The 24,611-nt window shown below is 73.7% G+C and carries 21 protein-coding genes, 1 tRNA gene and 2 pseudogenes; 9 read left to right on the top strand and 15 right to left on the bottom strand.

The features are described from left to right. Nucleotides 1-9: 9 nt before the first annotated feature. The 11 genes from CBP52_RS14635 to CBP52_RS14585 form a co-directional block, all read right to left on the bottom strand. Nucleotides 10-609 (bottom strand): DUF4276 family protein, encoded by a 600-nt coding sequence (locus CBP52_RS14635; protein ID WP_094181571.1) that lies wholly within the window; start codon nucleotides 607-609, stop codon nucleotides 10-12. After that, nucleotides 606-1,796 (bottom strand): AAA family ATPase, encoded by a 1,191-nt coding sequence (locus CBP52_RS14630; RefSeq protein WP_094181570.1) that lies wholly within the window; start codon nucleotides 1,794-1,796, stop codon nucleotides 606-608. The genes CBP52_RS14635 and CBP52_RS14630 overlap by 4 nt, the downstream gene beginning before the upstream one ends. Before the next feature lie 116 nt (nucleotides 1,797-1,912). Next, the gene (locus tag CBP52_RS14625; RefSeq protein WP_094182417.1) at nucleotides 1,913-2,146 is read right to left on the bottom strand and encodes a MoaD/ThiS family protein; all 234 of its coding nucleotides are present in this window, start codon (nucleotides 2,144-2,146) and stop codon (nucleotides 1,913-1,915) included. Next, on the bottom strand, nucleotides 2,143-2,406 hold the full coding sequence (locus CBP52_RS14620) for a DUF6457 domain-containing protein (RefSeq protein ID WP_094181569.1): 264 nt from the start codon (nucleotides 2,404-2,406) through the stop codon (nucleotides 2,143-2,145). The genes CBP52_RS14625 and CBP52_RS14620 overlap by 4 nt, the downstream gene beginning before the upstream one ends. After that, complete coding sequence (locus CBP52_RS14615) at nucleotides 2,403-3,191, bottom strand: molybdenum cofactor guanylyltransferase (protein WP_232514514.1); 789 nt, start codon at nucleotides 3,189-3,191, stop codon at nucleotides 2,403-2,405. The genes CBP52_RS14620 and CBP52_RS14615 overlap by 4 nt, the downstream gene beginning before the upstream one ends. Nucleotides 3,192-3,202: 11 nt before the next feature. Next, nucleotides 3,203-3,697, bottom strand: coding sequence for a cyclic pyranopterin monophosphate synthase MoaC (gene moaC / locus CBP52_RS14610; protein WP_094181568.1), 495 nt, complete (start codon nucleotides 3,695-3,697; stop codon nucleotides 3,203-3,205). Further along, nucleotides 3,694-5,001, bottom strand: a complete 1,308-nt coding sequence (gene glp / locus CBP52_RS14605; RefSeq protein ID WP_094181567.1) for a gephyrin-like molybdotransferase Glp — start codon at nucleotides 4,999-5,001, stop codon at nucleotides 3,694-3,696. Before glp ends, moaC begins: the two co-directional genes overlap by 4 nt. A gap of 44 nt (nucleotides 5,002-5,045) precedes the next feature. Further along, nucleotides 5,046-6,203 (bottom strand): ThiF family adenylyltransferase, encoded by a 1,158-nt coding sequence (locus CBP52_RS14600; protein WP_094181566.1) that lies wholly within the window; start codon nucleotides 6,201-6,203, stop codon nucleotides 5,046-5,048. A 94-nt stretch (nucleotides 6,204-6,297) separates the two neighbouring features. Further along, nucleotides 6,298-6,690, bottom strand: a complete 393-nt coding sequence (locus tag CBP52_RS14595; RefSeq protein WP_094181565.1) for a zf-TFIIB domain-containing protein — start codon at nucleotides 6,688-6,690, stop codon at nucleotides 6,298-6,300. Between the two features lie 94 nt (nucleotides 6,691-6,784). After that, nucleotides 6,785-7,951: a pyridoxal phosphate-dependent aminotransferase gene (locus CBP52_RS14590; RefSeq protein WP_094181564.1), complete on the bottom strand. Its 1,167-nt coding sequence runs from the start codon at nucleotides 7,949-7,951 to the stop codon at nucleotides 6,785-6,787. Nucleotides 7,952-7,993: 42 nt separating this feature from the next. Beyond that, nucleotides 7,994-8,512 (bottom strand): low molecular weight protein-tyrosine-phosphatase, encoded by a 519-nt coding sequence (locus CBP52_RS14585; protein ID WP_304441723.1) that lies wholly within the window; start codon nucleotides 8,510-8,512, stop codon nucleotides 7,994-7,996. A gap of 319 nt (nucleotides 8,513-8,831) precedes the next feature. On the opposite strand from CBP52_RS14585, the gene CBP52_RS14580 reads away from it, so the two are divergent. Beyond that, nucleotides 8,832-11,783, top strand: coding sequence for a glycosyl hydrolase (locus CBP52_RS14580; RefSeq protein WP_094181563.1), 2,952 nt, complete (start codon nucleotides 8,832-8,834; stop codon nucleotides 11,781-11,783). A 114-nt stretch (nucleotides 11,784-11,897) separates the two neighbouring features. Here the strand turns inward: CBP52_RS14580 and CBP52_RS14575 are convergent, their stop codons facing one another. Both CBP52_RS14575 and CBP52_RS14570 read right to left on the bottom strand, forming a co-directional pair. Beyond that, nucleotides 11,898-12,878, bottom strand: a complete 981-nt coding sequence (locus CBP52_RS14575) for a LacI family DNA-binding transcriptional regulator (RefSeq protein WP_094181562.1) — start codon at nucleotides 12,876-12,878, stop codon at nucleotides 11,898-11,900. Nucleotides 12,879-13,005: 127 nt separating this feature from the next. Continuing rightward, nucleotides 13,006-15,978, bottom strand: coding sequence for an esterase-like activity of phytase family protein (locus CBP52_RS14570; RefSeq protein ID WP_094181561.1), 2,973 nt, complete (start codon nucleotides 15,976-15,978; stop codon nucleotides 13,006-13,008). A gap of 640 nt (nucleotides 15,979-16,618) precedes the next feature. Between CBP52_RS14570 and CBP52_RS14565 the strand changes: the two genes are divergently transcribed. After that, nucleotides 16,619-16,822: a cold-shock protein gene (locus CBP52_RS14565; protein ID WP_094181560.1), complete on the top strand. Its 204-nt coding sequence runs from the start codon at nucleotides 16,619-16,621 to the stop codon at nucleotides 16,820-16,822. Nucleotides 16,823-16,886: 64 nt separating this feature from the next. Here the strand turns inward: CBP52_RS14565 and CBP52_RS14560 are convergent, their stop codons facing one another. Further along, nucleotides 16,887-17,999: an acyl-CoA desaturase gene (locus CBP52_RS14560; protein ID WP_198303479.1), complete on the bottom strand. Its 1,113-nt coding sequence runs from the start codon at nucleotides 17,997-17,999 to the stop codon at nucleotides 16,887-16,889. A 165-nt stretch (nucleotides 18,000-18,164) separates the two neighbouring features. On the opposite strand from CBP52_RS14560, the gene CBP52_RS14555 reads away from it, so the two are divergent. The 3 genes from CBP52_RS14555 to CBP52_RS14545 all read left to right on the top strand — a co-directional run bounded on the left by CBP52_RS14555 (nucleotide 18,165) and on the right by CBP52_RS14545 (nucleotide 21,475). Next, the gene (locus tag CBP52_RS14555; protein WP_157732656.1) at nucleotides 18,165-19,262 is read left to right on the top strand and encodes a winged helix DNA-binding domain-containing protein; all 1,098 of its coding nucleotides are present in this window, start codon (nucleotides 18,165-18,167) and stop codon (nucleotides 19,260-19,262) included. A 783-nt stretch (nucleotides 19,263-20,045) separates the two neighbouring features. After that, a complete protein-coding gene (gene map, locus CBP52_RS14550; protein ID WP_094182414.1) occupies nucleotides 20,046-20,807 on the top strand; it encodes a type I methionyl aminopeptidase in 762 nt (253 codons plus the stop codon). A 266-nt stretch (nucleotides 20,808-21,073) separates the two neighbouring features. Further along, the gene (locus CBP52_RS14545) at nucleotides 21,074-21,475 is read left to right on the top strand and encodes a superinfection immunity protein (RefSeq protein WP_198303478.1); all 402 of its coding nucleotides are present in this window, start codon (nucleotides 21,074-21,076) and stop codon (nucleotides 21,473-21,475) included. Between the two features lie 15 nt (nucleotides 21,476-21,490). On the opposite strand, the gene CBP52_RS14540 is transcribed toward CBP52_RS14545, so the two are convergent. Further along, nucleotides 21,491-22,276: an SDR family oxidoreductase gene (locus CBP52_RS14540; RefSeq protein WP_094181557.1), complete on the bottom strand. Its 786-nt coding sequence runs from the start codon at nucleotides 22,274-22,276 to the stop codon at nucleotides 21,491-21,493. A 79-nt stretch (nucleotides 22,277-22,355) separates the two neighbouring features. Here CBP52_RS14540 and CBP52_RS14535 point away from each other — a divergent pair. The 4 genes and pseudogenes from CBP52_RS14535 to CBP52_RS18775 form a co-directional block, all read left to right on the top strand. Beyond that, nucleotides 22,356-22,438, top strand: a tRNA-Leu gene (locus tag CBP52_RS14535). Nucleotides 22,439-22,826: 388 nt separating this feature from the next. After that, nucleotides 22,827-23,138 (top strand): transposase, encoded by a 312-nt coding sequence (locus tag CBP52_RS14530; protein ID WP_094181556.1) that lies wholly within the window; start codon nucleotides 22,827-22,829, stop codon nucleotides 23,136-23,138. Further along, nucleotides 23,135-23,740 (top strand): annotated as a pseudogene (locus CBP52_RS18780) (transposase); the annotation flags it as partial. The gene CBP52_RS14530 and the pseudogene CBP52_RS18780, both read left to right, overlap by 4 nt. A gap of 34 nt (nucleotides 23,741-23,774) precedes the next feature. Then, nucleotides 23,775-23,948, top strand: a pseudogene (locus CBP52_RS18775) (integrase core domain-containing protein); the annotation flags it as partial. Nucleotides 23,949-24,611: the final 663 nt, after the last annotated feature.

Genomic DNA, 24,611 nt, shown 5'->3' with positions numbered 1-24,611 from the left:
CCGCCCCGCCTATGCCCTCAGCGCGTCCGCGATCGCCGCATCGATCGCGCCAAGGAACCGTCGGAAGGATGGACTGCGCTCGGCAGCCGCATCAATGTCAAGGAGGGCATTGAAAGCTGGCTGATGGCGAACCGATCCGTACGGCTCCACCATCAAGGCTGCCAATTTGTCCTTGGGGCTCCTCGGCAGCTCGGGATCGCCTGCGTAGGCAGCATCGTCCAGCACCGATCGGTGCGACCGAAGCGACTGCACGCCAGCAAGGAACCAGGCTTCGTATTCCTTGACTGCGACCGCGACTGCGACCCGCGCACCGACGGCCGCACCGTCAACCGTCTGCTTGAGGTCGTCGGCCAACTGCGCAGGTTCGTCATCGTCACTGTCCGCGAGCACGAGAAGGACCCCACCGTCGGGCAGCCTGGCCGCCTGCAGTCGAACCGCGGCCTGGAGTTCGGTCGGCCGGTGTGTCATCTTGCCTCTCGGAACTCGATGCGGCTTGCTGACGAGTGCGTTGCAGTCGTGCCGCTCGGCGGCGATCCTCCGCAGGAGTACCGGCAGGCCCTGCACCTCTCCGTGGCCCTCGACCACCGAGGCGATGACCACGCCGCTCACGCGAACAGCCCCGGCTGTGAGAACGCCTCGCCGGGCTGGAGCTGATCGACCCGCAACAACTCACCAGCCGTGAACTCTCGGCTCTCTATCGACCTGGCTGTCACGTCGTCCACACGTCCGATCGTTGTGACACCAGCGTCCGCTCGTACCGCGAGAATGTTGTCGGGACGCAGGTCGGTGGAGTCTAGAAGTTCGGGACTATGACTGGTCGCGATCACCTGCCGATCCGCACTCGCCATTTGCAGTGCCTCGAGTAGCAAGCCCGCCGCCGCGGGATGAAGCGCCGTCTCGGGCTCCTCAATACCAATCGGACTGTATCCGTGGTTGCCTCGGGAGAAGAGCGCCACTAGAACCCCGAGCGCCCTCAAGGTTCCGTCACTCATCGACGTCGCCGGAAAGGTCCAGGCGTCCTTCCGTCCTGCGACCTTTTGCCGGAAGGCGATGCTCTCGTACGCGCCGTAGCTCACGCGGCTGGCGCTAGCCGTGCCTGGCACGACCAGCTGGAGGTACTCCTCGATCTTGAGCTTCGTCGCAGGGTCATTTCTCTGCAGGTGCTCTAGAACTGACGCAATGTTCGCACCGTCCCGCCGTAGCAAGTCGCCCGCATCGGGACGCTGCGGCGCACGCATCACGCCCGGATTCAGGTTGTAGACATTGACGTCGCTCAGCCCGTCGAAAACACCTCTGAAATGTGGGAGTGCCGATGCGTTGACCAGGTACAAGCGGTCGTCTGAGGCAGGCGGCATGACAGCCTCGTACGAGGATTCGACCACCTTGCCGTCACGGACTTCGTACCAGTGGTCGCCATCCGCCATCGCCGAAGCCGGACGGACCCGGCAGATCTCGCGCGATACCCGATACTCTCCACCTTGACTCGCCCCGATCTGGAACATGTAGTTCCCGGAGTACTCCGCAGACCTGAATGTCAGATCGATCATGAAGTGAGTCGGATGGCCGTTTGAGCGCCGGCGAACCTCGGCAGCCCCACCCCTTTCGCGCAAGGCATTATCCAAGTTCTCATCGAGCGCCTGACTGACCAACCGCAGACTGTCTACAAAGTTCGACTTTCCGGAGCCATTCGGTCCAACGAGAATTGTGAGAGGCTCGAGCTTTACGTCACACTCCCCAATGCTTCTATAGTGCTTGAGCTTGACACGCGTGATGTCGAACCTCTGGGTCGAAGGCATGCGCCAAGGCTAAGGGCGGAGCCGCGCGAGCGGAACTCCGGGTTTGCGGCTCCTCGCGCCTGCAAGTCGTCGAGGCACGAAGATCCAGCAGGCGGCCCCTGCGCCGTGCCCTTACCTCAGCCGCCCGCGAACGGGGGCAGGACGTCGAGCGTGGCTCCCCCGGCCACCTCGTCGGACGCCTCCAGGCGGCGACCGTCGGCGAGCAGCGCGCACCGGTCGAGGACCGGCGCGAGCGCCGGGTGGCGGGTCAGCAGGTCTGCGCGCACCGCCGCGCCCGAGCCGGCCGGGACCTGCTCCGAGTCGACACCCGCGGCCTCGGCGGCGGCCGCGAAGTAGCGGACCGTGATCACGGCGCACCCCACGCCGCGGCGGCCGAGTCGACGTCGGCGAGCAGGGCCGCGATCTCGTCGGGCGAACGGCCCGCGGCGGCGAGGCCCGCGACGAACATCGACACCGGGACGGCCGGACGCGCCACCGAGTGCGCGACCCCGCTCGACAGCTCGAGCAGACGGTCCACGTCGACGAGCGCGGGATCCACCCCCAGGCGGGACGTGAGGTGCTCGACCCACTGCGGCAGGTCGGCCCCGGGGGCGCGGCGAGGATCGGTCATGACGGGCTCCGTCCCTGGTCGGCTGGATGATCGCGGGGGTCGTCGGCCGGGTGGTCGGCGACGTGCTCCGCCCCGATCGTCCCACCCCCGGGGCGTGCGGGGGCGTCCCGAGGTGGCTGCGTGCGCGGGGCCCGCGTGAGCGCGGCGGACAGGGCGCGGACGGACGGCCACGTGTCCGCGTCCGCCCCGACACCGCCGGGGTCCGGCACGTCGACGAGCGTGAGACCGCCGACGAGCCGCCGCACGGACGCCCCGCGCACCCCCGCCCCCAGCGCGACGACCGCTGCGTCGAGCGCCGCCCGCCGGTACGCCGCGACGAGGTGCTGGGGGGCTCCCTCGTCGTCCACCAGCCGGGCGCCGTCGACACCGGCCCGTGCGGCGGCCGCGACGAGCGCGGCCACCACCTCGCCGGCGCGCGGGACGTCGCACGCGAGCACGACGACGACCTCGGCCGGGTCCCCGCCCAGCGTCGCGAGCAGCGTCAGCCCCGCGGCCAGACCCGCGACGGGACCACCCAGCGGCGGGTCCTCGAGGGTCGTCGGGACACCCGGGCGCGCGAGCTGCAGGGGCGCGACCAGCACCCGCCGCCGCGCGTCCGCGACCGCCGCGAGCGCGTGGTCCACCAGGGCCAGCCCTCCGACGACGAGCCCCGGCTTCACGTCCCCGGGCCGCTGGCCGCCCAACCGCCGCGCGGCGCCGCCGGCGAGCACGAGGGCGTCGAACGGCAGCCCGCGCTCCTCGGGCGCGCCGGGGACCGCGGCGTCAGACACGCGCGGGCCGGTCACGTGCGGGCTCGTCACGTGCGGTGCCAGTCACCCGACTTGCCGCCCGTCTTCGCCTCGAGCCGCACGTGCTCGATGTGCACGGACTTGTCGAGCCCCTTGACCATGTCGACCACCGCGAGCGCCGCCACGGACACGGCGGTGAGCGCCTCCATCTCGACACCCGTGCGGTCCGCGGTGCGCACGCTCGCCGTGATCCGCACGCCGTCGTCGTCGACCACGAGGTCCACCACGGCCCCGTGCACCCCGATGACGTGCGCGAGCGGCAGCAGCTCGGGTGTGCGCTTGGCCGCGGCGATGCCGGCGATCCGCGCGACCGCGAGCACGTCGCCCTTGGGCACCGAGTCGTCCCGCAGCGCCGCGACCACGGCCGGCGGGCACGCGACCAGGCCCGTCGCGGTGGCGGAGCGGACCGTGGGCTGCTTCGCGGTCACGTCGACCATGCGGGCCTGCCCGCGCGCGTCGAGGTGCGTGAGCGGCTGGGCGGGATGCTGGCTGGGACCGGTCATGTCCAGAAGACCTCCAGGGTGTCGCCGGCGCGGACCTCGTCCACGTCGGCGGGGATGACGGCGAGCCCCTCGGCGACGGCGAGCCGCGCGACGAGGTGCGAGCCGGACCCGCGCGCGGTGGCGCGCCGCACGCGGACAGCAGGGCCGGGCTCCGTGCTGGGCTCGGAGCCGGACGCGGAGCCGGAGCCGGCAGCAGGCACGCGGCGCACGGGCATGAGCTGGGCGCGGCCCGGCGGGGTGCGCCAGCCCTCGTCGGCCACGGCGGCGACGCGCGGCCGCTCGGGGTGCGCGCCGAGCATCCGGCGCACCGCGGGCCGCACGAACATCTCGAACGACGCGAACGCACTCACCGGGTTGCCCGGCAGCGTCCACACGGGCGTCCCGGACGGCAGCCGGCCGAGCCCCTGCGGCTTGCCCGGCTGCACGGCCACGGGCACGAGCTCGACCCCGGGCTCGTCGGCCAGTGCGGCCTTGACCACGTCGAACGCGCCCGCGCTCACCCCGCCCGAGGTCACGATGCCGTCGACCGTGCCGTGGTCGCCCGCGTCGACCTCGTGCAGCAGGCGGCGCAGCGCGGCCGGGTCGTCCCCCACCGGGCCGAGGCGCAGCGCGTCGGCGCCCGCGGCCTGCACCGCGGCGGCGAGCAGCCACGAGTTCGAGTCCGGGATCTGCCCGCGCCGCAGCGCCGTCCCGGGCGCGACGAGCTCGTCGCCGGTGGACACCACCGCGATCCGGGGGCGGCGGTGCACTGCGAGGGTCGCGCGGCCGACCGACGCCGCGGCCGCGACGTGCGCCGGGCCGACGAGGTCGCCCGCCCGCAGCACGACCTCTCCCGCGGCGGCGTCCTCGCCGGTGCCGCGCACGTGCTGCCCCGCGGTCACGGCCGCGCGCACCTCGACGTCGCCGCCGCTCGTCGCCCACGCGTGGTCTCCGGCGTCCTGGCCCCCGGTGCCGGGAGAGGTGAGCTCGACGGGCACGACGGCGTCCGCGCCGGGCGGGACCGGCGCGCCCGTCATGATCCGCACCGCGGTGCCCGGGGCGACCACGGGCGCGTCGTCGGACCCGGCCGCGACGTCACCCACCACCCGCAGCACCACCGGGCCGTCGGGGGTGGCCGCCGCGACGTCCGCCGCGCGCACCGCGTACCCGTCCATCGCGGAGTTGTCCCAGCGCGGCAGGGGGCCGTCGGTCGTCACGTCCTGCGCGAGCACCTGCCCCACGGCCTCCAGCAGCGGGACCAGCACGGGCGGCAGCGGTGCCGCGAGCGCGAGCGCCGCCGCCCGGTGCTCGTCGAGACCTCGCACGCTGCCCCTCCCCTCGTCGTCGCCCGATCCTGCCACCGCGCAGGTCAGGACGGTGTGCGTGCCCGCCAGGCGACGACGCCACCGGTGAGGTTCGCGGCCTGCACGCCCGCCGCGCGCAGCACCTGCGCCGCGGCGTGCGAGCGCGCGCCGGCGTGGCACACGACGACGACGTCGCGGCCGTGCTCCCACGCGCGCAGCGCGGACCCGTCGAGCACGCGTGCGAGCGGCACGTGCACCGCGCCCGGGAACGGCGTGGCCTCGACCTCGTACGCCTCGCGCACGTCGACGACGACGACCGGGTCGGCCGGGTCGTCGAGCCGCTCCGCCAGGGCGTCGACGCTGACCGCCGGCACGTCGTCGGTCGGCACGTCGTCGGTCGGCACGTCGTCGGCCGGTCCGGCGACGAGGGCCTCGGGGGGCGGCGCGGATGCGGCCGCGCGCGGGACGACCGGGACCTGCGACCAGCGCGCGCGCAGCGCGTCGACCACGAGCACGCGCCCCAGCAGCGGCTCCCCCACGCCGCACACGAGCTTGACGACCTCGGTCGCCATGAGCGACCCCACCTGCCCGCACAGCGCACCGAGCACGCCCGCCTCGGCGCACGAGGGCACCTCGTCGGGCCGCGGCTCGCGCGGGAACAGGTCACGCAGCGTGACGCCCGCACCGCTCGGCGGCGCGGACCAGAACACGCTCACCTGCGCGTCGAACCGCAGCACCGAGCCCCACACCACGGGCACACCGAGGGCGGCGGCGGTGTCGGACACCAGGTAGCGGGTCGGGAAGTTGTCGGTGCCGTCGACCAGCACGTCATAGCCCGCGAGCACGTCGGCGGCGTTCTCGCGGGTGAGCCGCACGTCGTGCCGGACGACGACGACGCCCGGGTCGATCGCCGCGACCGCGTCGGCCGCCGAGTCGACCTTGCGCCGCCCGACGTCCGACGAGCCGTGGACCACCTGCCGCTGCAGGTTGCTGAGGTCGACCTCGTCGTCGTCGACGACGCCGATCGTGCCCACGCCCGCGGCCGCGAGGTACTGCAGCACCGGGGCGCCCAGCCCGCCCGCGCCCAGCACGCACACGCGCGCGGACCGCAGCCGGCGCTGGCCGGTCAGGCCGATGCCCGGCAGCAGCAGGTGCCGGGCGCTGCGCACCCGCTGCTCGTCGTCGAGCTCGACGACAGGCTCCACGACCGCGGGAATGCGCACGCGCCCAACCTACGTCGCGGCACCCGCCCGACGCCCAGCCGATCGGGTGGGGAAAATCGCGCGCGGCGCGACGTCCCGCACCCGACGGGCCCGGTCAGTCGAAGTCGAGCAGGTCACCCAGCCAGGAGTCGCGCTTCTTCTTGCGCCGGTAGCGGGGGTCGCCGTAGCGCGGGTCGTACGACGAGCCGTAGCGGGACCGGTCGTCGCGGGACTCGTCGTACCTGGGCTCGTCGTACCTGGGCTCGTCGTACCTGGGCGCCTCGTACCTGGGCGCGCGGGCGTCCTGCGGCGGCGTGCCGTACACCGGTGCGCCGGGCGGGGTGGCCGGTGCCGCCGCGCCCGGCGCGGACAGCGCCGCCGCGCGGTCGAGGATCTTGTCGAGCTCGCCGCGGTCCAGCCAGATCCCGCGGCACGTCGGGCAGTAGTCGATCTCGACGCCCTGCCGCTCGGACATCACGAGCTCGGCCTGGTCGACGGGGCACTTCATGGCACGCTCCTGCGGGTTCGGGGACCTGACCTCACCCCAACGAGCGGACGGCCCCGCTGGTGCCCGGATCGTCCGGACCCGTCGTCGGCCGGGCTCAGAGCGTGCGCTGCCAGGCCACGATGCGGTCGACCGCCTCGCGCACCGCGTCGGGCGACGACGCGAACGACAGCCGCACGTACCGCGAGCCGTCGACGGGGTCGAAGTCCGTGCCGGGCGTGAGCGCGACGCCGGCCTCGTCGAGCAGCTGCGCGCACCACGTCACGGAGTCGAGGCCCGCGGCGGACACGTCGCCGTACAGGTAGAACGCGCCGTCCGCGGGCGCCACGTGCGTCCAGCCGAGCTCGGGCAGCCGCTCGAGCAGGAGCGCGCGCGAGCCCGCGTACCGCTCGACGTTCTCGCGTGCGGCGGCCATGCCCTCGGGCGAGAACGCGGCGACGCCCGCGTGCTGCGCGAGCGCGGGCGGGCACAGCGCGACGTTCCCGGCGAGCGCGTCCACGGGCGAGACCAGGTCGTCGGGCAGGACGAGCCAGCCGAGCCGCCAGCCCGTCATCGCCCAGTACTTGGAGAACGAGTTCACGACGACCGCGCCCGCGTCCAGGTAGCGCGCGGCGGTCGCGACCTCCGCGTCGGTGTACGTGATGCCGTGGTAGATCTCGTCGCTCACGAGCCGCACGCCGTGCGCGCCGCACCATCCGGCCAGGGCCTCGAGCTCGGCGGCGTCGATCATCGTCCCCGTCGGGTTGGCGGGTGACGCGACGACGAGCCCGTCGAGCGGACGCTGCGCGTGCGCCTCCTCGAGCATCGCGACCGTCGGCTGGAACCGGGTGGCCGGGCCGGCGGCGAGCTCGACGACCTCGCACCCGAGCGCCGCGAGGATGTTGGTGTACGCGGGGTAGCCGGGACGCGCGAGCGCGACGCGGTCGCCCACGTCGAACGCGGCGAGGAACGTGAGCATGAACCCGCCCGACGAGCCCGTGGTCACGGCGATCCGGGCGGGGTCGAGGTCCACGCCGTACCAGCGGGCGTAGTGCGCGGCGATCGCGGCGCGCAGCCCGGGGGCACCGAGCGCCTCGGTGTAGCCCAGGTCGCCGGTGGTCAGCAGCTCCACGGCACGCCGCCGCACCACGTCGGACGCGCCGGTGGCCGGTTCGCCCGCGCACAGGTTGAGCACGTGCTCGCCCGCGGCGCGCCGCGCGTTGGCCGCCGCGATGATCTCCATGACCGCGAACGGGGGGACGTGGGCCCGGGCTGCAACCTTCACGCCCTCATCCTGCCCGCCCGCAGGCTCGGCGCGCGGCCCGGGTCAGGGGGCGGAGGTGGAGAGCGCGGCGCGGACGTGCGCGACGACGCCGTCGGCGGCGGCCTCGATCTGGGCGAGGCAGTCCTCGAAGTCCTGCATGCCGCCGTACCAGGGGTCGTCGATGTCGAGCACGTGCTCGGGCTCGCCGGGTCCGACGACGGGCGCGGCGGGGTCGAACCGGCGGAGCATGACGATGCGGTCGGCCACCTCGGCGGGTGCGAGCCGGCGCAGCGCGCGGGCGTGCTGCGCGGTGGCGGGCAGGAGCAGGTCGCGGGACGTCAGCTCGGTCGCGGTGACGCGGTGCGCGCGGTGGCCGTCGCCGGTCGGGTAGCCGTGCGCGGCGAGCACGGAGCGGGCGCGGCGGTCGACGGGGTTGCCGTGCTCCTCGTCGGACACCCCGGAGGAGTCGACGACGACGAGGTCCCCCAGCCCGGCGGCCTCGAACCGGTCCCGCAGGACGATCTCGGCCATCGGAGAGCGGCAGATGTTGCCCGTGCACACGGTCATCACGCGGTAGGTCACGCCTCATCCTCCCCCAGCGGGGTGGCCCGCTGGCCTGCGTGTTCACCTCCGCTTGACTTTGGGTTCACCCACCCGCACCCTGGACATAGCACCGGTGACACGAGTCAACGGACATACCGAAGCCTCGGGCTCCTCGACGTGGAGCCGCCACCCGCCGGTGCCGTACCACGGTGACCCACCCTCACCGCCGCTTCCTTGTGCGGGCAGCTCCCGGGCGACGGCGCCCTGGCTCTGCCCGGTCCGGCGCCCCGTCACGGACGCCGGTGACCCGCGCTGCCCGACGCCCCCCGGCGTGGCAGCCGAGAACGGAGATGACCGGATGCCTCCCCTCGCCCACCCGTCACGGACCGGGGTACCGCGCCCCGCGCCCGACCCGCGACCCCTGCCGGCCCGCCGCACGGTCGTCGCGCTCGTCGCAGCCGCCGCGCTCGTCGTGTCGCTGCTCCAGGCCGTCGCCCTCAGCCCCGACCGCGCGCAGGCCGCGACCGTCGGCTCGGGCAGCTACGCCGACTCCGCCCCCGCCGGTGCCGCCGTGCCCACCGAGTGCAACGACCGCCCGATCACCAACCCGCGCGCGCACGTCACGTCGAGCTTCCCGTCGGGTGCGATCCCGACGAACGACTGGTGGACCTCGCTGCTGTGGCGCAAGTTCGACTGCTCCGCGGTCTCCGCGGCGCTCGCGGCCCACCCGGCCGTCTTCCAGGCGTACACCGACGGCCTGGGCGTGAGCTACCCGACGACCCCGTCCATCTCCGGCACCGCCACGGGCGTCTCCGAGTACCACTACTCCTACGCGGAGGACGTGCGGATCGGCCTCGCGGGCCTGACCGCCGACGGCAAGGTCGACGGCTACTCCGACTGGACCGTGAGCGAGCTGTGGAGCAACGGCTCGAGCAGCCTGCGCACGACGTTCGGGCACGGCCTGCCGTTCGTCTACGCCACCAAGACCGGCGCGGGCGACGCGACCCTGACGACGCAGGGCACGCCCACGGTGTGGAGCAACAGCGGCGGAGCGATCGGGTTCACGGTCAACGGCCACGACTACGCCGCGTACGCCCCCACCGGCGCCACGTGGACGGTCTCGGGCACCACGATCCGCTCGTCCCTCTACAACCGTGACTTCTTCTCCGTGGCGGTGCTGCCGGCCACGGGCAGCGCGTCCGGCCGGGCCGCCGCCCTCGCCGCGTACGCGCCGTACGCGCACAACCACGTCACGGGCACCAAGGTCTCCTGGTCGTACGACGAGGCGTCGGCGAAGATGACCGCGACGTACGCGTTCACCACGCAGGCCAAGCAGGGCTCCGGCACCGGCACCGTCTTCGCGCTCTACCCGCACCAGCGCGACCACCTCACGGGCGTCACGCCGAGCAGCTACTCCTACGTCTCGCCGCGCGGCCCGATGCGCGTCGTGATCGGGGCGTCGCAGTTCCGCACGGTCACCACGTTCAACGGCGTGCTCCCGCAGCTCGCCAACACGGGCTTCTCGTCGGGCGCGGACGCCTCCCAGCTGGCCGGGTACGTCGACGACGTCGCCGCGACCGACCCGTTCGCGGGCTTCGGTGAGGACACGTACTGGACGGGCAAGGCCATCGGCCGCGCCACGCAGGTCATCCAGATCGCCAACCTCACCGGCAACACCGCGGCGCGGGACACGCTGCTGAGCAAGGTCAAGGCGCGCCTCACCGACTGGATGACCGCGTCGCCCGGCGAGACGCAGCGCCTGTTCGCGTACAACCAGGCGTGGGGCACGCTGATCGGCTACCCCGCCTCCTACGGCTCGGACACCGACCTCAACGACCACCACTTCCACTACGGCTACTACGTGGTGGGCGCGGCGACCGTCGCGCAGTTCGACCCCGCGTGGGCCGCGAGCTCGGCGTACGGGTCGATGGTCAACACCGTCATCAAGGACGCGGCGAACTGGGACCGCACCGACACGCGCTTCCCGTTCCTGCGCGACTTCGACATCTACGCCGGGCACGACTGGGCGTCCGGGCACGGCGCGTTCGGCGCCGGCAACAACCAGGAGTCGTCGTCGGAGGGCATGAACTTCGCGTCCGGGCTCATCCAGTGGGGCCAGGCCACGGGCAACACCACCGTGCGTGACCTGGGCATCTACCTCTACACGACCCAGGCGTCCGCGATCCAGAACTACTGGTTCGACGACGACGACGAGGCGTTCCCCGCCGCGTTCGGCCACTCGACGGTCGGCATGGTCTGGGGCGACGGCGGCGCCTACGCCACGTGGTTCTCCGCCGAGCCCGAGATGATCCAGGGCATCAACCTGCTGCCCTCCACCGCGGGCCACCTGTACCTGGGCTACAACCCGGCCTACATCACGCGGAACATCGCCGAGCTCGAACGCAACAACGGCGGACCCGCGACGGTCTGGCAGGACATCATCTGGGAGTTCCAGGCGCTCGCCGACGCCCCGAAGGCCCTGGCCCAGTTCCGGTCGCAGGCCTCGTCGTACGCCGTCGAGGAGGGCGAGTCCCGGGCGCACACGTTCTACTGGCTGAAGAACCTCGCGGGCGTCGGCACGGTCGACCGGTCCGTCACGGCGAGCACGCCGCTGCACGCGGTGTTCCTCAAGAACGGGGTGCGCACCTACCAGGCCGCGAACATGAGCGGCTCGGCGACCACCGTCCGGTTCTCCGACGGCACGACGCTCACCGTCCCGGCCCGCTCGGTGGCCGCGACGACGAGCGACGGGGCGACGACGAACCCCACCCCCACGCCCACACCCACACCGACGCCGACGCCGACGCCGACGGTCACGCCGACACCCACGCCCACGTCGAGCCCCACGCCGACGACGAGCCCGACGCCGACCCCGAGCCCCACGCCGACCACCGGCACGGGCGTCCCGGCCACGTCGCGCATCCAGGCCGAGGCGTACAGCGCGGCCTCGGGCGTGGACACGCAGGCCACGTCCGACGTGGACGGCGGGCAGAACGTCGGCTGGATCGCCGACGGCGACTGGCTGCGGTTCGACGGCGTGGACTTCGGCAGCACGCCGCGCACGCAGTTCGTCGCGCGCGTCGCGTCCGGCGCGGACGGCGGGGTCAGCGGCCTCGTCCAGGTGCGGCTCGGCTCGCCGACCGCACCGCCGATCGGGAGCTTCGCGATCGGCAGCACCGGCGGGTGGCAGGAGTGGCGCACGGTCCCGGGCAACATCGTCGGGACCACCGGCACGCACACCGTCTACATCACGTTCGACTCCGGCCAGCCGGCGAACTTCGTGAACGTCAACTGGTTCACCTTCCAGTGAGCGTCCCACCGAGCGGCCCACCGCCGGGGCTGACCGGCGGCGGGTGACACAGCGGGGCCCGGCCGATCGCACCCGGCCGGGCCCCGCGGCGTCGTCGTCCGGACGCGCGTGCCGTCAGGTCGACGCGCGCGTCACCACGTGGAACACGTCGTCCGGCCGGGTCGGCCGCGGCCGCGCCGGGTCGAGCGCCGCGAGCACCGCCTGGGCCAGGTACTCGGCCTGCGCGTCGATGGCCTGCCACACGGTCGTCAGCGGCGGGGTCGCCAGACGGGCGACCGGGATGTCGTCCACCCCGATCACCGCGAGGTCCTGCGGCACGAGCAACCCCTGGTCGTGCGCCGCCGCCAGGACCGCGAGCGCCACCTCGTCGTTGTACGCGGCGACCCCCGTCGCAGGCTCGTCGGCCCGCCACGCCGCGAGCGCCGCGGACGCCGAGCCGACCGTCAGCTCGACCTCCGTCACCCGCGGCTCCGGGAGGCCGAGGCGCGCGCACGCGGCACGGACACCCGAGATGCGGCGCTCCGCGAACGCGGACAGCCGCGCGTCGGCCGGCGCCGCGTACGCGAGCACCCGGTGCCCGCGCTGCGCGAGGTGCTCGATCTGGAGCTGGCCGATCGCGGCCTGCGGCACGGAGAACGTCTGGGGGTGCGGGTCCTCGTCGAGCGCCGCGTCGACGACGACGATGCCCGCACGCGTCATGGCACGCGCGTCCTGCTCGGCGAACGGCAGCAGCCCCATCACCGCGCACGGCGTCACCGCGCGCCACAGGTCGGTCAGCGGCCGCGACCCGCGGCTGATGTGCACCAGCACCGACAGGCCGTGCTCGTGCAGCGACGTGGTGACGTGGTCGATCAGCGAGTCCAGCAGCGGCCCGACCGTCCAGTCCGGCAGGACGCACAGCACCAGGTCGCTGCGCCCCGAGCGCAGCGCCCGCGCCGCGGCCGACGGCGTGTAGCCGAGCCGCGCGGCCGTGTCGAGGACACGCTTACGCGTCGCGTCGGTGATGACGACTCCCTGCTTCGCGTTGAGCACGTAGCTCACGGTGGTGCGCGAGACCCCGCTCTCGCGGGCGACGTCAGCACTGGTGACCCGCACGGCTGACCTCCTCGTCCCATCCTCGCGACACCGGCACGGCTGCTCGATCGTAGACCTGATCAGGCACGACGCGGCCGCGCACGCACGTCCCGGCGCACCGGGGCGCCGGGACGTGCGTGGTGCGAGGTCAGCGCACGGTGAGGGTGCGGCTCGCGCTCGCGGGGAGGTGGTCGGCGGATCCGGCGTACCGGACCGTCACCGTGGCGGTGCGCGAGACGCGCGGCAGCGCGAGCACCAGACGGCCGTCCCGCAGCGCGCGCGTCGCGACGGTCCGGCCACCCACGGCCACGCTCACCTTGCCGGTGGGCGTCCGGCCGGCGCCCGTCACGTCGACCACGATCGTCGGGCGCGAGCCGCGCGCGGCGTGCCAGGACGCGGCCCCGAGACGCACGCGCGCCTCGGCACGCGTGACGCGCAGCGACGCGGAGGTCTGCGAGGCGGCGACGTCCGCCGTCCCCGCGTACGCGACCGTGAGCCGGTGCGTGCCCGCGCGCAGCGTCGCGGGCAGGGTGAGCCGCGCACGGCCCGACGCGTCGAGCGTCGCGGACGCGAGCACCCTCGAGCCCTCACGTACCTGGACCGTGCCGGTCGGCGGGGTGGCGCCGCCGGTCACGGTGACCGCCACGCGCGCCGCCGTGCCGTACGTCGAGGTCGCGGCGAGCTGCGCGGTCGTCGTCGACGCCGTGCGGCCGAACACCGACGTGCGCGAGCCGAGGTCGAGCAGCACCGTCTCGCCGGTGGCGTCGGCCAGCCCGTCGTTGTCCGTCACCGCCCACACCGTGCCGTCGCCCGCGATCGTCAGGCCCTCGAGCTTCTCCTGCGTCCAGCCGGCCGTCGCCCGCAGGTCGGGCAGCACGTCGTGCGCGAGCGTCTTGGTCAGCGGCGCGACCGCGCCGGGTGCCGGGTCCGCCGGGACGTCGACGGTGTACACGCGCTTGACCGCGGCGCTCGGACCGTTGAGCTTGTCCCGCTCGACGACGGCGAGCGTGTCGGCGTCGACCGCGACGACCTCGGAGAGACCGACCCAGTCCCCCGCGACGTCGGTCGACGACAGCGGGTAGCCGAACCACGACCACGAGCCGTCGGCCACGTCGTACCGCCCGAGGCGCGCGGTGCCGCCCAGCCCGCCCGGGTCGCTCGTCAGGCCGCGCTGCAACGCGACCCACACGTGCTCGCCCGACGCGTCGTCGACCGTCGTGACGCCCTCGACCCCCCACTTGGTAAGGCCCGCGGCCACGTCCGCCGGCAGCGTGACGCGCTCGACGACCGCGCCGTACGCGTTGGTCCGCACGAGCTGGTTGCCGGCACCGGTCGCCCCCTCGACCCCGAGCCAGAACCCGCCGGCGCGCCGCGTCGCGACGCCCTCGACGTCGAGCGAGACGCCCTCGCCGTGCTCGGTCACGCGCAGCTGCCGGTCGATCACCGCAGGCGTGCCCGAGACGTCGAGCGAGAGCAGTCGCGTGTCGGCGTACGCCGCGTCGGTCGCGGTCCACAGCCGCTGCGCGTCGCGCCGGTCCGCCGCGAGCGCACCCAGCGCACCCCACCCGATCGGGGCGCCCGACGCGTCCGCGGACACGACGGACGGGAACGCGGGCGTCCCCGCCGCGGGCGCGTGCTGCGCGCCGCGGCCGAGCACCGTGACCGCGGAGCGCACGCCCGCGGCGGGGGTGTCGGTCTCGGACGAGACGATCAGCAGGTCCCGCGACGGCACCGGCAGGATGCCCTCGGGTCCGTTGGTCGTCGCGAGCACCTGCGAGAAGACCGGTCGCGTCGGGTCGGACACGTCGTACACCGCGACGAAGTTCGAGCGCTCGGAGCCGACGAACGCGTACGGCGTGCCGCCGAACGTCGCGACCGCGAGCCCTTCGATCTCGACGCCCTTCTTCCCGGCCCGGTCCTCGGTGTGCAGACCGACCCGCACCGCGAGCCGCTCGAGCGACGCACCCGCGTCCCACACGACCTCACCTGTGGTCACGTCGAAGACGGACCAGCCGCGCGTGCCGCCCTTCCAGTCGCCCTCGTTCGCGGTCGCGACGTGCGTCGCGTCGAGCCACGCGACGGCGTCGGGCTCGCGCGGCCGCGCGGGCAGCGTGCCGCTCTGGTCGACCACGCCGTCCTTCGCGGTGTCGACGCCCGTGAGCGCCTGCGTCCCCGCGGAGAACACGCGCGTGACCTCGCCGCTCGCGACGTCCACCAGCACGACGCCGTTGTTCTCCTGGAGCGTCACCGCGACGGTCGCACCCGACGGGTCGACCGCGACGTACTCCGGCTCGGGGTCCTGCGGCGTGTCCAGCCCGGCCGCGACGAACGCGGGCAGCGGCTGCGTGCCGTCCGTGAACGGCACGGCCCGCAGCGCCCACGTCGCCGGGTCGTCCCGGTCCGGCAGGTCGAGCAGCTGCAGGAAGCCGCCGGGCACCTGCGGCAGGTCGCCCTTGGCGCCGCCCGCGGGGCGCGCGTCCTCGTCACGCTGGTTCTCGATCGCGATCGCGGCGTGCGCGCGGTCGGGGGTCAGCGCGATCGAGTCCGGCTGCCCACCGAGCTCGAGCGTGCGCACGACGTCGTGCGTCGCGAGGTCCACGACCACGAGCGCACCCGACGGCGCGGTGAACGACGGCGACGTGTCGACGACGACCAGCACGTACCCGCCGACCACCGCGACGCTCGTCGGCTCCGCGTGCGCGCCCACCCCCAGGTCCGCCGCGAGGTCGAGCGTGCCCGCGCCCACCGGCCGGGCGGGGTCGGTGACGTCGACGAACCCGATGCGCCGCGCCAGCGCGTCGGTGTGCACGAACGTGCGGCCGTCGTCGGACACCGCCGAGATCTCCGCGACGGTCACGTCGCTCGCGGGCGCACCCGCGGGGCGGTTCAGGTACACGGGGTACGTCGCCAGGCGGTGGAACGTCGCGTCGGGCGAGGGCGGCGTCCACCCGTCGTCCGACCAGCCGGGCGCGGGCGCGAGCGCGGTCGCGAGCGGGGTCGCGGGTGCGGTCGTCGCCGTCGCGGGTGCGACGACGAGGGCCGTCGCGGCGAGCGTGCCGACGAGCACGCACGCGACGGTCGTGCGCACCGGGCGCGCACGGTGGGGGTGGGCAGGCAGCATGGAGGTCCTCCTCAGGACGGGGGGCGCACGCACTGTCGCGGCGGCCCGTGTCCCGCTGCGGAACCGCAGGTGAACGCTCTGCGGCGAGGGCGCGACGGTTCGTCGCGCAGGTGCCGTGAATCGCTCCCTGTGCACGTCACGCGCCGTCGTGTAGGCTTCCAGGGCGTTCATGTCGCGGGCATCCGTCCGCTGCGCTCTTCGGTTCAGCATCGAAGCAGGACCGCGAGCCAGGACGGCACCCTCCGTCACCGATTCACGAGATTCACCCATCCCGCCCCGGCGGGGTGCGAGAGTAGTCAGCATCTTCACCAGTCTTCATCCCCTGTCCCCGACAGGTCCCCGGCCCGCCGCGCCACGCTGGCGCCAGGCCGACGAGGACCTCTGGGTCGCCACGATCGCCGACGAGTACGCGGGCCTCGCCCAGCGGACTCCCGCCGGTCTGCGCGTCAGCGACCGCTTCACGCGGCCCCTCGGCGTCGTCGCGACCTGGGCCGCAGCCGACGTGCTGCTCGTGCCCGCCCGTGCGACCCGCCCCCACCCGCGTGCTCGCCGAGCACGCGCCCACACACGTCCGTGCCCGTCGGGGCGCGGCGAGCGAGGTCGCGCCCGCGGCCGCGCCCCTCGAACGAGAAGAGACATCATGGCCACCGGAACGGTGAAGTGGTTCAACGCGGAGAAGGGCTACGGCTTCATCGCCCCGTCCGACGGTTCCGCTGACGTGTTCGCGCACTACAGCGCGATCGCGACGCAGGGCTTCCGTACCCTCGAGGAGAACCAGCAGGTCGAGTTCGACGTCACGCAGGGCCCCAAGGGCCCGCAGGCGGAGAACATCCGCCCGCTCTGACTCGAGCACGCGAAGGGGGCCGCACCCGGCTGGGCACGGCCCCCTTCGTCGTGCCCGGGGTTCGTCAGACGCGACGGAAGCGTGCGACCACGTGGCACTCGAACGGGTCGCGTGCCGCGAGGCCCACCTCGTTGAGGTAGCGCACGACGATCGCGTACGACCGGAACAGCGACGTCTCGGTGTACGGCACGTCGAGCGCGCGGCACTGCTCGCGCACCAGCAGGCGCGCCTTCGCCAGGTGCGGGCGCGGCATCGACGGGAACAGGTGGTGCTCCACCTGGTAGTTCAGGCCGCCCATGAGCGACGTCGCCCACCAGCCGCCGCGCACGTTGCGGGACGTGCGGACCTGCTTGGAGAAGAAGTCGAGCTTCGAGTCCCGCGCGATGACCGGCATGCCCTTGTGGTTGGGCGCGAACGACGCACCCATGTACACGCCGAACACCGCGACCTGCACGCCGACGAACGCGAACGCCATGCCGATCGGCAGGAACCAGAACACCGGCACCCAGAACGCGGCGAACCGCAGCACGATCAGGCCCAGCTCGGTCCACCGCTGCTCGACCTTCTCGCGCCCCAGCAGGTGCTGGAAGCCCAGGCGGTGCAGGTTCAGGCCCTCGAGCGTGAGCAGCGGGAAGAACAGCCAGCCCTGGCGGCGCGTGATGAGCGCCTGCAGGCCGCGCGCCTTGACCGCGTCCTCCTCGAGGAAGGAGATCGTGTCGACGTCGATGTCCGGGTCCTTGCCGACCTTGTTCGGGTTGGCGTGGTGGCGGTTGTGCTTGGTGTTCCACCAGGACAGGCTCACGCCGACGACGCCGCACGCGAGGACGCGCGCGAGCCGGTCGTTGGCCTTGCCGCCCGCGAGCACCTGCTTGTGCGCGGCCTCGTGCGTGAGGAACGCGGTCTGCGTGAGCAGGACGCCCAGGCCGCCGGCGATCAGGAGCTGGAACCACGAGTGGCCGAGCAGGAAGAACCCGGCGAGCGCGCCGGCGAACCCGGCGGCGAGGACGGCACCGACGCCGCCGTAGAACCCGTACGCACGGCGCAGCAGCCCGCGGTCGCGCACCTTTGCGGCGACCTCGGTGTACGCGTGCGTGAGATGGGGGAAAGAGGTGTCCCGCCGGACCGTCGCGCGGAAGCCGGCGGGCAGCTCGGTCGCAGTGGTCGGGGACGCGGTCACAGGGGGAGAAGCGATGAAGCACCTGCTCGTTCCGGGGCCCGCAGCGGCGGGCGACGTTGCCAAAGGCGGATGCCTGTCGCCAGCCCACCGTACCCCGGCGGCCTGTGACGGGCAGGGGAATCGTGGGCGGGCCGTGTGTGGGTCCCGGGCCGTAGCGTGCGCGTCATGCACGCCGCCGAGGTCGTCCGCCGCCGCCTGCAGGCCCAGCACCTGCGCGGTCGTCGGCTCGAGCACCCTGCCGAGGTGGTCTCCGCACTGCTCGCCGTGCAGGGTCAGGAGCTGCCCGTCGCGCGGTGGTCGCTCGGTCGTCGTCTGGCGGACGCGACCGACGCGGACGTGCGCCGCGCGCTCGACGACGGTGAGGTCCTGCGCACGCACGCGCTGCGGCCCACCTGGCACCTGCTCGCGCGGGAGGACCTGCGCTGGGTGCTCGCGCTGACCTCGCCGCGCGTGCTGCGGGCGTGCGCGCCGGCGTTCCGGCGCACCGGCCTGGACGACGAGACGCTGGCCCGCACCGACGTGCTCGTCGCGCGCGTCGTCGAGCGTCTGTCCGCGAAGGCGCACCCCACGCGCACGGAGGTCGGTGCGGCGCTCGCCGCGGAGGGGTTCGAGGCCGGGCCGGAGACCGTGGGCTTTGCGATGATGCACGCCGAGCTCGGGGGCCTCGTCGTCAGCGGGCGGGCCCGCGGCGCGCTGCACACCTACGCGCCGGCCGACGAACGCGCACCCGCGGGCCTCGACCTCGCGGGCGACGAGGCGCTCGTCGAGCTCGTGCGCCGCTTCCTCGCAGGGCACGGGCCCGCCGCGGTCCGGGACGTCGCGTGGTGGGCGACGCTCACGCTCACGCAGGTGCGCCGCGCGCTGGCCGCGCTGGGCGACGCGGTCGAGCGGGTGGAGGTCGACGGGCACGAGCTGTGGTGGGTGCCGTCCGAAGACGAGCTCGCCGCACCCGCGTCGGACGGGCCGCGCGTCGACGTCCTGCAGGTCTACGACGAGGTGTTCGGCTCGTTCCCGACGACGAGGTCCCTGGCCGACCCCGCAGGCCTGGGCGCCGCGCGGCCCACCGACTACGCGTCGCTGCACGTGGTGCTCGTCGACGAGCAGCTCACGGCCTGGTGGCAGCGGCGGGTGGAGCGCGGCGTGGTCGAGGCGCGTGTCCACCCGCTGCGCGCGCTCTCGTCTGCCGAGCGCGCCGCGGTGCTCGCGGAGTTCGAGGCCTACGGCCGCTTCGCGGACCAGGAGGTCGCGGTCACGCTGGCCTGACGCTTCCCTGACGCCCGCTCCTGGGCGACAGTCCGTCATCCGGTTCCGGGCAGGGAACAGCCCGTGGGCCGGGCCCCTGTCGGGGCCCTGCCGCGAGGGACGAGGTCGCGGCTCCCACGGGCTGCGGTGACTGCCGTGGATTCGCTCGCCGCCCTGCCGTGGTCCTGGACCCCGGCCGAGCTCTGCGAACGGATCGAGCAATCCGTCCGAGTACTCGGGCGACTAGCGGACAGTCACCTCACGCGTCCGAAGAAACTTCATGTCTCCGACCACCTCCTTCCCGTGTGCGTCCGACGCTAACCCCGCCCCCCGCACCCCCGCACCCCTAATTCCCACCCCACCACCCCCGCGCCCCCGGCCTCGCCCCCCCTCCCGCCCACCCCGCGCTTGCTCCGGGTTCCGGGTCGCATACCGCGAGCAACCACGGTCTCGGCGAGTCCACTCCCGCCCACCCCGCGCTTGCTCCGGGTCCGGGCGCGCAAACCGCGAGCAACCACGGTCTCGGCGAGTCCACTCCCGCCCACCCCGCGCTTGCTCCGGGTCCGGGGTCGGACACCGCGAGCAACCACGGTCTCGACCCACCTCCCGCCCACCCCGCGCTTGCTCCGGGTCCGCGCGCGCAGAGCGCGAGCAACCACGGTCTCGACGCACCCGCTCCCGCCCAGCCTGCGGTTACTCCGGGTTCGGGGTCGGATACCGCGAGGAAGGGCGGGGTCGTGGCGGGGTGGCGCGGTGGTGGAGGGGCGGTGGCGTGGGGGTGGGAGGTGGGAAGGTGGGGGCGTGATGCTGAAGACCGCCGCCGAGCTGACCGCCATGCGACCCGCCGGGAGGTTCGTCGCCGGGGTGCTGTCCTCGCTGCGCGACGTCGCGAGGGTCGGCACGACGCTCCAGGAGCTCGACGACCACGCGCACCGGATGATCGACGCCGCGGGCGCGCACTCCGTGTACCTGGGGTATCACCCGAGCTTCGGCGCGATCCCCTACCCGGGCGTGCTGTGCACGTCGGTCAACGACGCCGCGCTGCACGGCCTGCCCTCGCCGTACGTGCTCGCCGACGGCGACGTGCTGTCGATCGACTTCGCCGCGCAGGTGCAGGGCTGGGTCGCGGACTCCGCGATCACGTTCCAGGTCGGGACGACGACGCCCGAGGCGACAGCGCTCATCGAGACGACCGAGCGCGCGCTCGAGGCGGGCATCGCGGCGGCGAAGGTCGGCAGGCGGATGGGCGACATCTCCGCGGCGATCGGCGACGTCGGGCACCGCGCGGGCTACGGGATCAACACCGACTTCGGCGGCCACGGCGTGGGCCGCACCATGCACGAGGACCCGCGCGTCCCGAACGACGGCCGCCGTCGCAGCGGCATGAAGCTCCAGGCCGGCCTCGTCATCGCGATCGAGCCGTGGTTCATGGCCGGAAGCGACGGGTACGTGATCGACGACGACGGCTGGACGATCCGTTCCGCCGACGGCTCGCTCGCGGCACACTTCGAGCACACGGTGGCGCTCACCAAGGACGGCCCGCTCGTCCTGACGTCACGCGACTGAGGAGGAGCCGTGTCGGGGAGCGACGGTGTCGACCGCTACGTCGACGGGTACGCGCGCCGGTACGACGAGCCCGCGACCTCGCCGTACGGCAGCCCGGTCGCGGGCGGCTCCGCCACGCCCCCGCGTACGGCACGCCGCCGACCGCACAGCTCCCCACCGTCTCGTCGTACCCGGTCTCGTCGTACCCGGTCTCGTCGTACCCGGTCTCGTCGTACCCGGTCTCGTCGTACCCGGGTTCGTCGTTCTACGCAGTTCCGTACGACGCCGTGCCCTACGACGCCGTGCCGGCCACCCCGCTGCCCGGAGCCGCACCCTACGCGCCCGGCACGTGGCCGGCGACCGCGCGCACCGACCAGGTCACGCCGTCGACCGCGGGGATCGTCGTGGCGTGGTTGCTCACCGTGCTCACCGGGTTCTACCTGCTGCCGTTCGCGATCGCGATGACGCGCGGCAAGGCCGCCCGGTGGGGGATCTTCTGGGTCACCCTGCTGCTGGGATGGACGTTCGCGGGATGGGTCGCGGCGCTGGTGTGGTCCTGCCTGCCGCACCGGGTGCTGACATTCGCGCCGGGCCCGGCCGCGTATGCGGTGCCGCCCGGCTGGTACCCGACGCCGGACGGTCGTCGTGCGTACTGGGACGGCGCGCGCTGGACGGGGCACGTCGCCTGACGACGCCCCCGCTGGTCAGCGCAGGTCGCGGAGGGCCTCCTCGAAGGTCCGACGGCCCGTCCCGTGATCGGGTGTGAGCTGCGCTCCCGCGCGGAACGCGGCGAACGAGCGTCCCGGCAGGCGCACGCTGACGCTCCGGGGCCGACGACCCCGCGCCTGCGCGACCAGCCGGTAGGCGGTGCGCGCGTCGACGACCCCCGGCCCGCCCAGGTCCGCGACCCGCCCCGACGGCCCCGCCTCGACCAGCTCGACGAGCCGCTCGGCGACCTCGTCGACGTCGACCGGCTGCAGGCTCGTCCCCGCGGGCAGCACGGTCACACCAGCGACCGTGAACCGGTCGAGCAGCCGCGGCACGAACTGGTGGAACTGCGTCGCGCGCAGGATCGACCACGGCACGCCGCCGACCTCGACCAGGTGCTCGACCTCAAGCTTGGCGCGGTAGTAGGAGTACGGGATCGCGTCGAGGCCGACGATCGAGACGAACACCAGGTGCGGCGTCCCGGCCCGGCGAGCGGCGAGCAGCAGGTGCGCGGCGGCGGCGACGTCGTGCTGCGGCCGGCGTGGCTCACTCGCGCAGTGCACGACGGCGGACACTCCCGCGAGCGCCTCGTCGACCCCCGCACCCGTCGTGAGGTCGCCGACGACGCGCTCCACCCCGGCCGGGCTCTCGCCCGGTCGGCGGCTCAGCACCCGCACCCCGCGGCCTCGTCGGACAAGCTCGGCGACCACCGCCCGCCCGAGCATCCCCGTCCCGCCGGTGACCAGAACCGGACCGTCGACGTGCGCGCGCTCCCCTGCCATGGCGGCCATCCTGGCAGTGCCGGGGTCCGCCGACCATGGTCCTGGACGCCCCGCGGATCGTGCTAGCCTTCTGCAGCGCGCGCGAGTGGCGGAACGGCAGACGCGCTGGCTTCAGGTGCCAGTGTCCGAAAGGGCGTGGGGGTTCAAATCCCCCCTCGCGCACCCTGGGGTCTCGGGACAACCGAGGCCTGGTAGTCCGGACAACTCCCGGCAGGACGTGGTCCTGCCGGGAGTTTCTGGTTTTCGGAGTGGAGTGCGCGCTTGCCTAGCACGCTGGCGTGCTATTGCCGTAGCTTTACCTGGCCGGCGCCCGTGATGGCTCTGCCGGGCGCACGCCGATCAGCCCGGTCACCGTGGTGGTGCCGGGCTGGGTCGTGCCGTGTTTGGAGTTCGGTGGCGCCGCGCGTCTCAGGCTGCGGCGGGAGGTCTCTGTCTCGCGGCGTAGTAGGCCTCGTGGAAGGCCCGTGACGAGGACCCCGTTGGCTCGTTGACACTTCCCTGAGCCGTCGGGCTTGGGGAGGATGGTCGCTCGATCGCCCGAGGAGGGCTGATGAGCGAGAAGCGCAAGTACCGGCAGTTCACGCCGGAGCAGAAGACCGAAGTCGTCCTGGCCGGGCTGCGCGGGGACCGTTCCGTGCGGGACGTGTGCCGCGAGTACGAGATCTCCGAGACGCCCTACTACTCCTGGCGGGACAAGCTGCTCGAGGGCGGCAAGGCCGCCCTCGCGTCATCGAACGCCCGGACGCCGGAGCACGTCGAGGTCGTCGAGCTCAAGAAGAAGGTCGCCGCCCTGGAACGCAGTCTGGGGCGCAAGACCTACGAGCTGGAGATCGCGGGGGAACTCTCGCGGGACTGGACGTGAGCACCCGGGTGTCCAGGGCCCGCGCCGTGATCGCCACCGGGCGCCAACCCGCCGTCGTCGCACGCGTCGCTCGCGTGAGCCGCCAGGCGCTCTACCGACCGATCTTGCGCCGCCCACCAGGCGCCGGCCCGGGCCGCGGTCGACCAGGCGACGACGCGATCGTCGAGGTCGCCCGCGCGAACCCGGTCGACGGCACCCGGATGGTCGCCGCCCTGGCCTCACGAGCGCTGGGCGAGCCGGTCAACCGCAAGCGGGTCCAGCGCGTCATGCGCGCCCACGGGCTGCTGCAACGCTCGCGGAACACCGACCGACGCCGCCGACCCGGCTACTTCCGGGTCCGGCGCCCCGACGAGCTGTGGCACCTGGACATGACCAAGGTCTCGACCGCGGCGCACGGATGGGTCTACCTGCACGTCGCCGTGGACTGCTGCACCCGGGAAGTCGCCGGCTGGACCCTGGACGTGCGCACCCGCACCGACGAAGCCATCGCCTGCGTCGAGGGCGCTGTCCTCGCGCGATCGGTCACGCCGGGGCGTCTGACGCTCGGGACCGACAACGGGTCGCAGTTCACCTCGCGGGGCTTCCGCAAGCACCTGTCCGCACGCGGGATCACGTCCTGGAACGGGTGCGTTCAAGAAGCGCTGCGCCTGGCGCCCCGAGTGGGAGACCATCGACCAGGCACGTCACGAGATCGCCTCGTACATCGACACCTACCACCACCGGCCCCACTCCGGGCTGGCCTACCGCACCCCCACCGAGGTCGCCCGCACCTGGGCCGACCCCGAATCCCTACACACCACAGCGACCTGACCCGTCAACAACGACGGGGTCCACGTCAGTGGGCGGTTCTGGACCGTCCGCGACCTGCCCGGCGACGCCATCGCGAACCAGCGCGTCCTCGCGGGGCTGGTCAAGCGCGGATAGCTGCTCCGCGTCCGGCGGGGCCTGTACTGGCGCGGTCGTGCCACGCCGCTCGGCATGGCACCGCCGACGACCTGCGAGGTCATCCACGCAGTTCTCGCTGGCGGGACCGCCCGCAGAACGCTCGTGGGCGTCGGGCCGTGGCCTGTCGGCGGCTCTCGAGCTGAGGATCTCCACCCAGGTGCCCAGGCGAGCCCGCGTGGCTGTCCCGGGACGAGCCCCTGCCTCGACGGCAACGATCCAGTTCTTCTCACGCGCCGCCCGCACGGGCCGCATCATGGAGGAGCTGACGACCACCGAAGTCGCGCTACTCCAGGTCCTCTCCGGCTGGGAAGACGTCGTGGAACTTTCCGAAGGGGGGCCTGGAGTCAGCTGAGACGACTCGTCACGGAACACCGCGCGCGTCCCGATCGACTGATGGCGGCCGCACGGACCGAGCCAGCTCGCATACAAACCGCGCTCGACCGGCTGCTGCACCAGACAGCCAGCAGGGACGCCGGCGCCAGGCAGGTCGCCGCTGAGGCTGTTCGGGGGCAGGGGCGCCGGCTCGAG

Origin of the sequence: Cellulomonas sp. PSBB021 (assembly GCF_002240455.1) — a bacterium.
GTDB classification, from domain to species: domain Bacteria; phylum Actinomycetota; class Actinomycetes; order Actinomycetales; family Cellulomonadaceae; genus Cellulomonas; species Cellulomonas uda.
This window is presented reverse-complemented; position numbering and strand designations above follow the sequence as displayed.

What these genes read in the sequence shown, in the direction of transcription:
- CBP52_RS14630 (WP_094181570.1), bottom strand. Translation starts at nt 1,796, where the DNA reads ATGCCTTCGACCCAGAGGTTCGACATCACGCGTGTCAAGCTCAAGCAC.
- CBP52_RS14620 (WP_094181569.1), bottom strand. Translation starts at nt 2,406, where the DNA reads ATGACCGATCCTCGCCGCGCCCCCGGGGCCGACCTGCCGCAGTGGGTC.
- moaC (WP_094181568.1), bottom strand. Translation starts at nt 3,697, where the DNA reads ATGACCGGTCCCAGCCAGCATCCCGCCCAGCCGCTCACGCACCTCGAC.
- CBP52_RS14595 (WP_094181565.1), bottom strand. Translation starts at nt 6,690, where the DNA reads ATGAAGTGCCCCGTCGACCAGGCCGAGCTCGTGATGTCCGAGCGGCAG.
- CBP52_RS14580 (WP_094181563.1), top strand. Translation starts at nt 8,832, where the DNA reads ATGCCTCCCCTCGCCCACCCGTCACGGACCGGGGTACCGCGCCCCGCG.
- CBP52_RS14570 (WP_094181561.1), bottom strand. Translation starts at nt 15,978, where the DNA reads ATGCTGCCTGCCCACCCCCACCGTGCGCGCCCGGTGCGCACGACCGTC.
- CBP52_RS14565 (WP_094181560.1), top strand. Translation starts at nt 16,619, where the DNA reads ATGGCCACCGGAACGGTGAAGTGGTTCAACGCGGAGAAGGGCTACGGC.
- CBP52_RS14555 (WP_157732656.1), top strand. Translation starts at nt 18,165, where the DNA reads ATGCACGCCGCCGAGGTCGTCCGCCGCCGCCTGCAGGCCCAGCACCTG.
- map (WP_094182414.1), top strand. Translation starts at nt 20,046, where the DNA reads ATGCTGAAGACCGCCGCCGAGCTGACCGCCATGCGACCCGCCGGGAGG.
- CBP52_RS14540 (WP_094181557.1), bottom strand. Translation starts at nt 22,276, where the DNA reads ATGGCAGGGGAGCGCGCGCACGTCGACGGTCCGGTTCTGGTCACCGGC.
- CBP52_RS14530 (WP_094181556.1), top strand. Translation starts at nt 22,827, where the DNA reads ATGAGCGAGAAGCGCAAGTACCGGCAGTTCACGCCGGAGCAGAAGACC.